Here is a 12,721-nt window from a genome sequence, read left to right on the forward strand (position 1 = left end):
ACGGGGTGAAACGGAACCCATCCCAAGCGGGTAAGGGCAGAATAGGGCAAATAGCCCGGCAAAGAATGAGGAACGGACATGAGCGACGTCGCAGACCGCGTTAAGAAGATCGTTGTGGAACACCTGGGTGTTGAAGAAGAGAAAGTGACCGAGAACGCGTCGTTCATCGACGATCTTGGCGCGGACAGCCTTGACACTGTTGAGCTGGTCATGGCGTTCGAAGAAGAGTTCGGGATCGAGATCCCCGATGATGCGGCCGAAACCATCCAGACTTTCGGCGATGCAGTGAAATTCATCAAAGAAGCATCCTAAGCCTTTCAGGATACTCTTTTAAACGGCGTCTCCCGGCAAGGAGGCGCCGTTTTTCGTTTCAGCGCCGAGTTGCCTCTTGCGCTTGTCGGGCGGGAATTGTCCATTGGTCTGAACGAGGCAGGCAGAAAGGACGGGCGCCAAATGATCCGATCCATTCCGAACATAAACACGTCACGGCTGGCATTGCGGGCGATGCGTCCCGAGGATTTCGACCATTACGCTGAAATCGCAACTTTGCCCGAGACTTTGCGCAACCTGAGCGGACCGGCGTGGGGGCGTCGTCGGGCCTGGGAAGCCTTTCTGCGTAATGCCGGGCACTGGCAGATGACCGGGTTCGGTCAATGGGCGGTGACAGAACTGGCGACGCGGCGCATGATCGGCCACGTGGGGTTCTTTTACGGCACTGAGCCGGTTGGTGAAGATTTCGATTCCTTTCCCGAGGCGGACTGGCTGCTGGTGCCCGAAGCGCAGGGTAAGGGGCTTGCCATCGAAGCGGCCAATGCGGCGCATGATTGGCATGACCGGGTCATTCCCGGTGCCCTTGTGATCCGCATCAATCTGCGTAACACGCCGTCCCTGCGCATGGCCGACCAGTTGGGGTACGGAGAGATAAGACGGACCGGTGAAGGCGACGATCCCGTGATCCTGATGCGGCGCAATGGTCCGCCGACGACGCGATAAACTCGACAGGTCTTGTGCGGCAATTATGCGAATTGGCGCGACGTAAGCTCACTTTATGGTAGAGTGATCGGAAGATCGCTAAGACTGTGGAGGACAGCCATGTTGATTTATCCCACCATCGAAATGCTGAATGGCCAGTGCGTGACGCTGGACAAGGGCGACCTTGAGCAACCGTCCATCTGGCACGTAGACCCGGTGAAACTGGCGGAGGAGTTCGCGGCAGCCGGGGCAGAGTGGATGCATCTGACCGATCTGGACGGGGTCATGGGGAGTGACCGCAACACCGCCCTCGTCGAGCAGGTGATCCGGTCTGCAGGGATACCCGTTCAGCTTGGAGGTGGTTTTCGCAGCCGGGAGGCTGTCGAGCGCTGGATCGACAAAGGTGCGGGACGAATCGTCATTGGCACGCTTGCCGTACAGGATCCCGAGCTGGTGCGTGTTCTGGCCAAGTATCATCCGGACCAGATTGTCGTCGCGCTTGACGTGTTCGAGGGCAGAGTGATGACGGAAGGCTGGCGCCGGTCCAGCGCCTTCAGCCCCGAGCAGGTGATCGAGGCTTTTGCCGATGTGCCGTTGGCCGCGATCATCGTGACCGACGTGGCAAGCGACATCGTGCAGGTCGAAGCGCAGCTTGGTCTGATTTCGGGGTTGGCGCAGATTTCACGTACTCCGATTATTGCCAGCGGCGTGGTGCGGACGGAGGATGACATTTCCCGGCTCAAGTACGTAGGGAACATTTCCGGCGCACTGGTCGGGCGAGCGTTGTTTCGCAAGACTATCGATCTTGGTGAGGCTCTTGCCGTGGCGCGGCCCGGGACCGAACGGGTTGCAGCCTTTATCTAGTGGTCCTGACGCGAAAATTACCTCATTGTTGAGCCGGTAGGCGCATTTGCGCGGAGTGTCCGGGGCTTGCACTCTTGCCCCTGAGCCCCTGTGCAGGGTATGAGCGGTTCGCGATTGGAAACGATATAGCAGTAATTCAACAGGCAGAAGGGCAGTTCATGCGCAGAGTTGTCGTAACGGGGCTGGGGTTGGTAACTCCTCTGGCAGATGGCGTCGAGCAAAGCTGGTCGCGGATTCTTGACGGGCAGTCAGGGGCAGGACCGATCACGCAGTTCGACACGGAAGGGCTGGCCACGACCTATGCCTGCGAAGTGCCGCGCGGTGACGGCGAGAACGGGACGTTCAATGCCGACAAGTACATGGCCCCCAAGGAACAGCGCAAGGTCGATACCTTCATCATGTTCGGGATTGCAGCGGCCAAGCAGGCAGTCGAGGATTCCGGCTGGATGCCAACCGAAGAGGAAGACCTTTATCGTACCGGTGTGCTGATTGGTTCCGGCATCGGTGGTCTGAACTCAATTGCGAATACGGCTGTAATGATGGAAGAGAAAGGTCCGCGCCGGGTTAGTCCTTTCTTTGTCCCGGGGGCGCTGATTAACCTGATCTCGGGTCAGGTGAGCATCGAGTACGGCTTCAAGGGGCCGAACCATTCGGTCGTTACGGCCTGTTCGACCGGTGCCCATGCCATCGGCGACGCCAGCCGCATTATCGCCCTTGGCGATGCGGATGTGATGGTTGCCGGGGGTGCCGAGGCAGCAATCTGCCGGATCGGTATCGCCGGGTTCAACGCCTGCAAGGCGCTGTCGACCAAGCGCGCGGATGATCCCACCAAGGCAAGCCGCCCCTATGATGCGGATCGTGACGGCTTCGTGATGGGCGAAGGTGCCGGGATCGTGGTATTGGAAGAATATGAACACGCCAAGGCGCGTGGTGCCAAGATCTATGCAGAAGTGCTTGGATATGGAATGTCGGGCGACGCTTATCACATCACGGCCCCTTCCGAGGATGGCAACGGTGCGGAACGGTCCATGCGGGCCGCACTGAAGAATGCCAAGCTGGAAGCAAGCGATATCGATTATATCAACGCGCATGGCACCAGCACGATGGCCGACACGATCGAACTTGGCGCGGTCGAACGTCTGATGGGCGATGCGGCGGACAAAGTGACCATGTCCTCGACCAAATCGGCGACCGGGCACCTGCTGGGCGCGGCCGGGGCGATCGAAGCCATTTTCTCGATCCTTGCGATCCGCGATCAGGTCGCACCGCCGACGATCAACCTTGATAATCCGGCGGTGGAAACCCCGGTCGACCTCGCGCCGAATGCAAAGCGTGAGCGTAAGATCGACGTCGCCCTGTCGAATTCCTTTGGCTTTGGCGGTACCAACGCCAGCGTCATTTTTGGAAAGATGGGCTGATGTGGCGCAGCCTTGCCTCGAACATGCTGACCTTTCTGGTTGTGGGGCTGTTCCTGATCGGTGGAATCGTGATCTGGGGACAGTCGCAATACACGTCCTCTGGTCCGCTGAGCGATGCGATCTGCCTGCGGGTCAAGAGCGGATCGAACATGTCCGAGGTCAGCCGGCAACTGGCTGATCAGGGTGCGGTCACCAATCCCGCGATCTTTCGTATCGGAGCGGATTACACGGAAAAATCCAGCCAGTTGAAGGCTGGCAGCTTTCTGATCGAGGAAGGCGCCTCGATGCAGGAGATCGTGGATAGCGTCACCCGTGGCGGTGCGAGCACCTGTGGCACCGAGATCGTCTATCGCGTCGGTGTGACCAGCATCGAGGCGCGTGTGCGCGAACTTGATCCAACCACGAACGAATTCGTGGAACGGGCAGCTTTCGATCCTGCTGGCGAAGAGGTGCCAGAGGTTTTCACCGCGCGCCGTGCGGAGTCCGATACACGCTATCGGGTGGCTCTGGCCGAGGGCGTGACGAGCTGGCAGGTGGTCGAAGCGCTCAAGGCGATGGACATGCTTGAAGGCGAGGTGGCAGAGGTGCCGGCGGAAGGAACGCTTGCGCCTGACAGCTACGAGATTAGCGAAGGCGCCACGCGTGACTCTGTTCTGGAGCGCATGAAAGCGACCCAGTCGGCCCGGCTGGCTGCCGCTTGGGAAGCGCGGGAACCGGATCTGCCGCTTGAGACGCCGCAGGATCTGCTGATCCTCGCGTCCATCGTCGAAAAGGAAACCGGCGTGCCGAGTGAGCGCGGGGAGGTTGCCAGTGTCTTCGTCAACCGGCTGAATGCGGGTATGCGTCTTCAGACCGACCCGACGGTCATCTATGGTATCACGAAGGGCCAAGGCGTTCTGGGGCGCGGCCTGCGGCAAAGCGAGCTTCGCCGTGCTACACCGTGGAATACCTATGTAATCGAAGGGCTTCCCCCGACGCCGATTGCAAACCCGGGTCAGGCGAGCCTTGATGCAGCAGCGTCTCCGACGGCGACAGATTACGTGTTCTTTGTTGCTGACGGCAGCGGGGGGCACGCGTTTGCGACGACGCTTGAGGACCATAATCGCAACGTGGCGAAATGGCGCCAGATCGAAGCGGAGCGGGCGAACAATTAAGATAGCGTTACTGGCCACCGTGCGGCGTTAATGAGAATTCCGTAATGATCGCACGGTGTTACAGGTCTTTGTTAACCTAAATTAACTTGACATACCGACCGGTCTTATGTAGGTTTTTCCTATGATCGGAGAAGAAAAGTCAGCCACGGGCAAGCGCCCGGAGGCTGATTTTTTTTTCCGTCATGCTGCTTCAGAACCTTGGGTGTAAGGATAAAAGGCCGAAATGACCGACAAGACCTCAGAAAAACGACTGTCTGAAGCGACGCAAATACTGCGCTCGCTTCGGGACTCGGTGTGTAGGGTCCGTCAACAGGCAGAAATACTCATGGAAAACTTACAGGAAGGGGAATTCTCGAGTCTTGAACGAATGAGAGAACAGATCGTGGCAATCGAAGGATTGATCCGTATCTGTCAGAAAACGGAGATCAGCCTTGTCGAGCATTTGGAAAAGGACGCAGGAGGCCAACGAACCGGGAATTTCCTCAACCTCGAAGATGCCCGGGCAGAAGTTGAGAGCAGACTCGCTCGCATCTATGCCGAAAGAGGTGTGGGAGACCTTCCTGAATGAACTGAGCGAGCAGGAAATCTGCGCACTGCCATACCTATTTGATTTCTGGGCCTTGCCCCATCAGAGAGCGCCAGAGGGTAAGTGGCGCTCTTGGCTGGTACTGGGCGGGCGCGGTGCTGGCAAGACCCGCGCCGGTGCTGAATGGGTGCGCAGCCAGGTCGAAGGAGCGCGTCCTGCCGACAAAGGCAAGGCGTCGCGCATTGCCCTTTTGGGAGAGACCTATGATCAGGTGCGCGAAGTCATGGTCATGGGAGACAGTGGCATTCTGGCCTGTTCGCCGCCGGATCGCAGACCGGAATGGCGGGCGAGCGAGCGTAAGCTGGTCTGGCCCAACGGCGCTGAGGCTCAATTCTTTTCAGCGCATGATCCGGATGGGCTTCGCGGACCGCAGTTCGATGCAGCATGGGCCGACGAACTTGCCAAGTGGAAGAAGGCTCAGGCCACGTGGGATATGCTGCAATTCGCTTTGCGGCTAGGGTCGGACCCGAGGGTTTGTGTCACCACTACGCCAAGAAACGTTCCCGTTCTCAAGGATCTGATGGCGCTGAAGTCAACCGTGACAACGCAGGCGGCGACCGAAGCGAACCAGGCCAATCTCGCCAAGAGCTTTCTTGCCGAGGTGCGGGAACGCTATGCCGGGACGCGACTGGGACGGCAGGAGCTTGACGGAGTACTCGTCGCGGATACCGAGGGCGCGTGGTGGACCGGGGAAATGCTTGACAGGGCGCGCTGCCTGTCGGTGCCGCCGCTTGACCGTGTTGTCGTTGCCGTCGATCCGGCGGTCTCGTCAGGTTCCAAAGCGGATGCCTGCGGAATCATCGTTGCCGGTGCGCAGGTTCAGGGGCCGCCGGAGGACTGGCGGGCCTATATCCTTGCCGATTGCACGATCAAGGGCGTGGGGCCGGTCGGATGGGCCTGTGCAGCGATTGCGGCGATGGATGCCCATGGGGCGGAAAAGCTGATCGCCGAGGTCAATCAGGGCGGACAGTTGGTCGAAGAGGTGATCCGGCAAGTCGATCCGCTGGTTCCCTACAAGGGCGTTCACGCGACACGCGGTAAGGTCGTGCGGGCCGAGCCAGTCGCGGCATTGTATGAGCAGGGGCGCGTGCGACACGTCGAAGGTCTGAGCGAGCTTGAAGAACAGATGGGTCTCATGACATCGCGCGGCTATGAGGGAGAAGGCTCTCCGGATCGGGTGGATGCGCTTGTCTGGGCGGTGCATGAGCTGCTGATCGCGCCTGCCAACCAATACCGCCGTCCACGGGTCAGGATCCTTTGAACCCCACCGTACGGTCACTTTTTCGGGCGTTAGCACTTGGCGGCTATTCAGTATGCCAAGCGACCGGAGCGGCCTTTGCGGGGCTGCCGGAGATTGAGCCAAGGAGCATCAGAGATGGTTTTGGATTTCCTGCGGAAGGCAAGCGAGCGCGACGCGCTGGAACAAAAGGCCAGCGCCACGGGGCCGGTTGTCGCGTTCCAGTCGAGCGGCCGCGTCGCATGGAGCGCGCGGGATACCGTTTCGCTGACCCGGACCGGATTTGCCGGGAACCCTGTCGGTTTCCGGTCGATCAAGCTGATTGCCGAAGCGGCCTCGGCCATTCCGCTCGTGCTTCAGGATTGCACGCAGCGTTACGATACCCACCCGGTATTGGATCTCGTACGTCGGCCGAACCTAGGGCAAGGCCGGGCCGAGCTTTTCGAAGCCCTGTTCTGTCAGTTGCTGCTGAGCGGGAATGCCTATGTTGAAGCCGTTCTGGGGGAAGAGGGTCTTCCGCTCGAGCTGCATGTGCTGAGATCCGATCGCATGCGTGTGGTGCCGGGGCCGGATGGCTGGCCCATCGCTTACGAGTATTCTGTGGCCGGGCGCAAACACAGGTTCGACGTGGGCGCGGCGGGTTCTGCAATCTGCCATGTAAAGAGCTTTCATCCGCAGGATGATCATTATGGTTTGTCGCCGATGCAGGCAGCAGCGATGGCAATTGACGTGCACAACAGCGCCTCGCGCTGGTCCAAGTCGCTTCTTGATAACGCGGCACGTCCGAGCGGGGCTTTGGTCTATCGCAGTACGGATGGCTACGGGTCGATGGCAGAAGATCAGTTCCAGCGCCTGTCGGAAGAGATCGAGGCAAATTATCAGGGGGCGCGGAATGCGGGCCGTCCGATGGTGCTTGAAGGGGGGCTGGACTGGAAGCCGATGGGATTCAGCCCCAGTGACATGGAATTTCAGAAAACCAAGGAAGCAGCGGCGCGCGAGATAGCGCTGGCTTTCGGGGTGCCGCCGATGTTGCTCGGTATTCAGGGGGATGCCACCTATGCGAACTACCAAGAAGCCAACCGGGCGTTCTTCCGTCTGACTGTGCTGCCGCTGGTGACACGTGTCAGCAGTGCCTTGTCCAACTGGTTGTCGGAATTCACGTCCGAAAACCTCGATCTGAAACCGGATCTCGATCAGGTGTCGGCGCTGGCCGCCGAACGCGATGCGCAATGGGCACGGGTCAGCAATGCGGATTTCCTGACCGATGGCGAAAAACGCGCATTGCTTGGTCTGCCGGCTTTGCCTGAAGGGGAGAAGGATGAGTGAAAACTGGAGGAAATACGAGCCATTCGAATGTGCGCCGGGGCTGAAATTGGCAGCGCATGAGAAGGTTTGCCAGATCCATCAGGATAACATCGATAAGCGGCTGGATCGACTGGAAGAACTGATTGAGCGACTCGAAAGACGTCTTTGGTTGGCGGTATACGGGGTGGCTGCCGTCATCCTCGCCCAGGCGTTTCAATCTGTCATCGTCTCGTCTCAGTGAGACAGTTCACGAAAATACAGAATGAGGAAGGCGTCATGGAGAGTGAGTATGGACTGGAGCACAAATTCCAGAAGTTCGGAGGCGGCATCCGAATTCGCGACAAGTCGGTGATCGAAGGATATGCCAGCCTGTTCGGAGAGCCCGATCAGAGTGGCGATATCGTGCAGAAAGGCGCTTATAGCGAAACCATCCGCAAGATCTGCGCGGCCGAAGACCGGGTAAAAATGTTATGGCAGCACGATCCCTTGCAGCCGATCGGTGTATGGGACGAAGTGCGGGAAGACGGGCGCGGTCTTTGGGTCAAGGGGCGCTTGCTTGACTGTACGCAGCGCGGACGCGAAGCCGCCGCCCTTATCGAAGCCGGGGCGATCGATGGATTGTCTATCGGATACAGAACGATCAGATCGACGAAGGATGACAGGGGCCAGAGGCTTCTGACCGAACTGGAGCTTTGGGAAGTTTCGCTTGTGACTTTCCCGATGCTGTCCAGCGCGCGTGTCGCCTGCAAGGGGGAAGACCCCGCCGCGGATGACAGCCTGCGTGAACTGGCAGCTGCTTTCGAGGCGGCGCGACTGGAACTGGCAGGCCGGTAAGGCTGCTTTCCGAAAATTGAAACAGAGGATGTTCGCATGAACAAGACCGAGACGAAGGCTCGGGCCGGGGAAGATCTGTCACCGGTTCTGGCGCTGAAACGGGCGGTGACCGGATTCATCGAAGACTTCGGCGGTTTCCAATCCGCCATGGAAGCGAAACTGAAACAAACGGAAGAGCGACTGACAATGCTGGATCGAAAATCACAATTGGCGGCGCGTCCGCATCTTGCCGGGTCTACCGATCATGGGGCTCCGCATTGCAAGGCTTTCAACGCTTATCTGCGGTCCGGCGATGACGACGCATTGCGCGGGCTTGAAATCGAAAGCAAGGGATTGTCCACCGTAGTCAACAGCGATGGTGGCTACCTTGTCGACCCGCAGACATCCGAACGTGTTCAGTCCGTGCTGTATTCGACCGCTTCCATCCGATCGATTGCCTCTGTGGTCAACGTCGAAGCGACGACATACGACGTGCTTGTGGATCACGCCCAGATTGGTGCGGGATGGGCAAGCGAGACTTCTGCTGTCGCGGAAACCGCGAGTCCGCAGCTGGACCGGATTTCAATCCCCCTGCATGAACTCTGCGCTTTGCCAAAGGCGTCGCAGCGGCTGCTTGACGACAGTGCTTTTGACGTCGAAGGCTGGCTGGCGGGGCGTATTGCCGATAAATTCGCCCGTGCCGAGGCGGCCGCATTTATCGACGGCGACGGCATAGACAAGCCGCGCGGCATTTTGGATCACACCAAGGTCGATAACGGGTCCTGGTCATGGGGGAACATCGGTTATGTCGCAACCGGGGTCGATGGCGAAATCGGCGATGCCGACGCGATCGTCGATTTGATCTATGCGCTGGGCGCGCAGTATCGGGCCAATGCGACCTTTGTGATGAATTCCCGAACGGCCGGCATGGTGCGGAAGCTGAAGGATGCGGACGGTCGGTTCCTGTGGTCTGACGGCATGGCTCAGGCCGAGCCCGCCCGCCTGATGGGGTACGCGGTTGTCGTGGCCGAAGACATGCCTGACGCCGAGAGTGACAGTTTCTCGATCGCATTCGGCGATTTCAATGCCGGGTATACGATTGCCGAGCGTCCTGACCTGCGTGTGCTGCGCGACCCGTTCAGCGCGAAGCCGCATGTACTTTTCTACGCGACCAAACGCGTCGGCGGAGACGTTTCGGATTTCGCCGCCATCAAGCTGTTGAAGTTCGGCGTCGTCTGAACCTTCCGCCCAAGATGAGGCCGGATCGCCGGCCTCATGCCGGGGGCGTCTCACCAAAAGCCGTTCCAAGTTGTCCTGCTGGGCGATCCTCGTCGAGCAATGTCGGATAATCAGCCCGTGCAATTCACGAGGGCCGTATCGGATAGGCGGAATTTACGGAGTGAATTCATGATGTTGATCGAAGAGGCAACTTTGCCTGATACGGCTCTGCCGGTTGATCAGTTCAAAGCACATCTACGTCAGGGAAGCGGCTTTGCCGAAGACGGTTTGCAGGATGCTGTTATCAAGGGGTTCTTGCGTGCGGCCATTGCCGCCATCGAAGCGCGCACGGGTAAAGTCTTGATTTCGCGCGCCTTCCTCTGGACGCGATCCGGTTGGCGCGACCGGTCCGGGCAAACCTTGCCTGTCGCGCCGGTCAACGCCATCACGCAGGTGACGCTAATCAACGCGTTGGGTCAGGAGACGGATGTTCCGCTCAGCCAGTTCCGGCTTGAGCAGGATAGTCAGAGACCGCGCATCCGCCCTGTCGGTGGCGTGCTTCCGATGGTGTCGCTTGGTGGGTCGGTGCGGATCAGGTTTATTGCCGGATTTGCCGAGGTCTGGGACGCCTTGCCGGCAGATCTTGCACAAGCCGTGCTGCTGCTTGCAGCACATTACTATGAATACCGAAACGAAACGGTTCTGAGCGACGGTTGCATGCCTTTTGGTGTGGCAAGCCTTGTCCAGCGTTACCGGCCATTGCGGGTGACGCCGGGGTATGGCCAATGACCTTGCCCAACCTGAACCGGCTGCTGATGCTGGAAACGCTTGAACGTGTGCCGGACGGTGGTGGCGGTTACGCCGAGGTCTGGGTGCCGCTTGGCCATCTCTGGGCCAATGTCAGTGCCCGTACGGGTCGGGAAAGGTCCGAAGCGGGCGTGCCGGTTTCCGCGATGAGCTACAAGATCGTCGTGCGGGGATCACCCCATGGGGCGCCTTCGCGGCCGAAGCCGGACCAGCGGTTTCGGGAAGGTCCGCGGTTGTTCCTAATACGGGCCGTGGCCGAGCGCGATGATAACGGAAGATACCTGACCTGTTTTGCGGATGAGGAGATCGTCACATGAGCTATGGCGAGGGAGATGCGCTTCAGGCGGCGGTCTATCAAAAACTCAGCTCCGACCCGGAGATACAATCGCTTGTCGGCAGCGCGGTTTATGATGCCCTGCCAAGCGGTACGATACCCCAGACCTATATCGCTTTAGGCGAGGAAGACGTCCGAGATAGGTCGGATGTGACGGGGCACGGTGCCATCCACCGGTTTCGCGTATCGGTGGTCACCGAAGCTTCGGGATATGCGGGCGCCAAGGCCGTTGCGGCTGCGATCAGCGATACGCTTGTGGATGCGGATCTGACGCTCAGCCGTGGCCGTCTTGTTGGTCTCTGGTTCGAACGGGCAACTGCAAGGCGCAGCGGCACGGCAGGAAGCGCCCGTCGCATAGATCTTCGGTTTCGCGCACGCGTCGAAGATTACTAAATTCATAAATCTGGAGAGGCACAATGGGCGCTCAGAACGGGAAAGACCTTTTGGTCAAAGTCGACATGACTGGCAGCGGCCAGTTTCAATCCATCGCCGGTCTGCGCGCGACGCGGGTCAGTTTCAACGCGGAAACCGTGGATGTCACCAGTCTGGAGAGCCAGGGAGGATGGCGGGAGCTGTTGTCCGGCGCGGGGGTGAAATCGGCGGCGATTTCGGGTTCGGGCATTTTCCGCGACGAGGGAACCGATGAACGTGCGCGTCAACTCTTCTTTGACGGGGAAACACCAGATTTCCAGATCGTTATACCCGATTTCGGCATCGTCGAAGGCCCGTTTCAGGTGACCTCGATAGAATATGCCGGAAGCCACAACGGTGAGGCGACCTATGAGATGTCACTGGCAAGCGCCGGTGCGCTGACCTTCAGCGCGCTGTGAACAAGATGGCCAACCCTTATTCGGGCGAAGTCAGCCTTGTGATCGACGGCCAGGAGCATGTGCTCAAGCTGACGCTGGGCGCCCTGGCAGAGCTGGAGGCTTCAATGAAGGCGGGCTCGCTGGTCGACATGGTTCAGCGGTTCGAAAGCGGTGCTTATTCCAGCTCCGATGTTCTGGCCCTGATTCTTGCCGGGTTGCGAGGTGGAGGATCTGCACTGGATGCCCAGGCGCTGCTGACGGCGGATATAGAGGGTGGACCGATGGCGGCGGCGCGGGTTGCGGCCAAATTGCTCGCCCGCGCTTTCATGGTGCCGGGCGAGGCATGACAACCCTCGATTGGCCTGCATTGATGCGCGCCGGGCTTTACGGGCTGCGCCTGACACCGGAACAGTTCTGGAAACTTACACCCGCCGAACTTCGGCTGATGCTTGGGCAGGGTGGAATGACAGGCGCGATGGACCGCAAAGGTCTTGATCGATTGCTGAATGCTTTTCCGGACGAGGTAACAGGAGAGTAAAATGGCTGACCGAGACGGAATTGATGAGCTCGATGATCGCGCCGAGGCACTGGAAGATAGCCTGAGCGCGGCTGCCAATATGGCGGCAGGCTTTGATAGCGAATTGCAACGGATGAGGGAGTCACTCGCCGCCACCGGTGCAGATGTCGCCGTTCTCGAGCGAGGACTGTCCAAAGGGCTGCGGCGGGCTTTCGACGGCGTGGTCTTTGACGGAATGAAGCTGAGCGACGCTCTGGAGACGATGGCGCGCTCGATGGTCCAGACCTCGTATTCCGCTGCGATGCGCCCGGTGACCAACCATTTCGGCGGGCTGATGGCCAAGGGGGTAAATTCAATCGTCGAGGGTCTTCTTCCATTCGAGAATGGAGCCGCTTTCAGTCAGGGCAGGGTCATGCCTTTTGCCCTTGGGGGCATCATTTCGGGAGCAACGACATTTCCGATGCGCGGCGGGATCGGACTCATGGGGGAATCCGGTCCTGAGGCGATCATGCCGCTTGCGCGGGGTGCTGACGGAAAACTGGGCGTAAAGGGCGGCGGTAGCTCGGTGAATGTCGTCATGAATATCACCACGCCCGATGTACAGGGCTTTCAGCGCAGCCAGGGACAGATCGCGGCACAGATGGGCCGGGCGCTGGGGCGCGGAAACCGGAACCGCTGAAACTTAGG

General features: G+C 59.5%; 18 protein-coding genes. All 18 read left to right on the forward strand.

Features of this window, described 5'->3' with window-relative positions:
• Positions 1-78: 78 nt before the first annotated feature.
• The 18 genes from MF268_RS09190 to MF268_RS09275 all read left to right on the forward strand — a co-directional run bounded on the left by MF268_RS09190 (position 79) and on the right by MF268_RS09275 (position 12,713).
• Entirely contained in the window at positions 79-312 is a 234-nt protein-coding gene (locus tag MF268_RS09190) for an acyl carrier protein (RefSeq protein WP_088632595.1), read from the forward strand.
• A 141-nt stretch (positions 313-453) separates the two neighbouring features.
• Positions 454-993, forward strand: a complete 540-nt coding sequence (locus tag MF268_RS09195) for a GNAT family N-acetyltransferase (RefSeq protein WP_238370567.1) — start codon at positions 454-456, stop codon at positions 991-993.
• 99 nt (positions 994-1,092) lie between these two features.
• Positions 1,093-1,836 (forward strand): 1-(5-phosphoribosyl)-5-[(5-phosphoribosylamino)methylideneamino]imidazole-4-carboxamide isomerase, encoded by a 744-nt coding sequence (locus MF268_RS09200; RefSeq protein WP_238370568.1) that lies wholly within the window; start codon positions 1,093-1,095, stop codon positions 1,834-1,836.
• A 158-nt stretch (positions 1,837-1,994) separates the two neighbouring features.
• Positions 1,995-3,254 carry a beta-ketoacyl-ACP synthase II gene (fabF, locus tag MF268_RS09205; protein WP_238370569.1) on the forward strand — a complete coding sequence of 420 codons (1,260 nt, stop codon included), beginning with the start codon at positions 1,995-1,997 and terminating at the stop codon, positions 3,252-3,254.
• Positions 3,254-4,408, forward strand: a complete 1,155-nt coding sequence (gene mltG / locus MF268_RS09210) for an endolytic transglycosylase MltG (RefSeq protein WP_238370570.1) — start codon at positions 3,254-3,256, stop codon at positions 4,406-4,408. The genes fabF and mltG overlap by 1 nt, the downstream gene beginning before the upstream one ends.
• Positions 4,409-4,631: 223 nt before the next feature.
• Positions 4,632-4,976 (forward strand): hypothetical protein, encoded by a 345-nt coding sequence (locus tag MF268_RS09215; RefSeq protein ID WP_238370571.1) that lies wholly within the window; start codon positions 4,632-4,634, stop codon positions 4,974-4,976.
• On the forward strand, positions 4,942-6,255 hold the full coding sequence (locus tag MF268_RS09220; protein ID WP_238370572.1) for a DNA-packaging protein: 1,314 nt from the start codon (positions 4,942-4,944) through the stop codon (positions 6,253-6,255). The genes MF268_RS09215 and MF268_RS09220 overlap by 35 nt, the downstream gene beginning before the upstream one ends.
• Positions 6,256-6,369: 114 nt before the next feature.
• Complete coding sequence (locus tag MF268_RS09225) at positions 6,370-7,557, forward strand: phage portal protein (RefSeq protein ID WP_238370573.1); 1,188 nt, start codon at positions 6,370-6,372, stop codon at positions 7,555-7,557.
• The gene (locus tag MF268_RS09230; RefSeq protein WP_238370574.1) at positions 7,550-7,777 is read left to right on the forward strand and encodes a GTA head formation protein, RCAP_rcc01685 family; all 228 of its coding nucleotides are present in this window, start codon (positions 7,550-7,552) and stop codon (positions 7,775-7,777) included. The genes MF268_RS09225 and MF268_RS09230 overlap by 8 nt, the downstream gene beginning before the upstream one ends.
• A 35-nt stretch (positions 7,778-7,812) precedes the next feature.
• Entirely contained in the window at positions 7,813-8,370 is a 558-nt protein-coding gene (locus tag MF268_RS09235) for an HK97 family phage prohead protease (RefSeq protein ID WP_088632588.1), read from the forward strand.
• Between the two features lie 36 nt (positions 8,371-8,406).
• The gene (locus tag MF268_RS09240) at positions 8,407-9,588 is read left to right on the forward strand and encodes a phage major capsid protein (RefSeq protein ID WP_238370575.1); all 1,182 of its coding nucleotides are present in this window, start codon (positions 8,407-8,409) and stop codon (positions 9,586-9,588) included.
• Between the two features lie 168 nt (positions 9,589-9,756).
• Positions 9,757-10,356 carry a head-tail connector protein gene (locus MF268_RS09245; RefSeq protein WP_238370576.1) on the forward strand — a complete coding sequence of 200 codons (600 nt, stop codon included), beginning with the start codon at positions 9,757-9,759 and terminating at the stop codon, positions 10,354-10,356.
• Positions 10,353-10,691, forward strand: a complete 339-nt coding sequence (locus MF268_RS09250) for a head-tail adaptor protein (protein ID WP_238370577.1) — start codon at positions 10,353-10,355, stop codon at positions 10,689-10,691. The genes MF268_RS09245 and MF268_RS09250 overlap by 4 nt, the downstream gene beginning before the upstream one ends.
• Positions 10,688-11,101 carry a DUF3168 domain-containing protein gene (locus MF268_RS09255; RefSeq protein WP_088632584.1) on the forward strand — a complete coding sequence of 138 codons (414 nt, stop codon included), beginning with the start codon at positions 10,688-10,690 and terminating at the stop codon, positions 11,099-11,101. Before MF268_RS09250 ends, MF268_RS09255 begins: the two co-directional genes overlap by 4 nt.
• A gap of 23 nt (positions 11,102-11,124) precedes the next feature.
• Positions 11,125-11,538 carry a phage major tail protein, TP901-1 family gene (locus tag MF268_RS09260; RefSeq protein ID WP_088632583.1) on the forward strand — a complete coding sequence of 138 codons (414 nt, stop codon included), beginning with the start codon at positions 11,125-11,127 and terminating at the stop codon, positions 11,536-11,538.
• 5 nt (positions 11,539-11,543) lie between these two features.
• The gene (locus tag MF268_RS09265; protein ID WP_238370578.1) at positions 11,544-11,864 is read left to right on the forward strand and encodes a gene transfer agent family protein; all 321 of its coding nucleotides are present in this window, start codon (positions 11,544-11,546) and stop codon (positions 11,862-11,864) included.
• The gene (locus MF268_RS09270; protein WP_238370579.1) at positions 11,861-12,055 is read left to right on the forward strand and encodes a rcc01693 family protein; all 195 of its coding nucleotides are present in this window, start codon (positions 11,861-11,863) and stop codon (positions 12,053-12,055) included. The genes MF268_RS09265 and MF268_RS09270 overlap by 4 nt, the downstream gene beginning before the upstream one ends.
• Before the next feature lies 1 nt (position 12,056).
• Entirely contained in the window at positions 12,057-12,713 is a 657-nt protein-coding gene (locus MF268_RS09275) for a phage tail tape measure protein (protein WP_238370580.1), read from the forward strand.
• Positions 12,714-12,721: the final 8 nt, after the last annotated feature.

This window comes from Heliomarina baculiformis, from assembly GCF_019966545.1.
Classification (GTDB): Bacteria; Pseudomonadota; Alphaproteobacteria; order Rhodobacterales; family Rhodobacteraceae; genus Heliomarina; species Heliomarina baculiformis.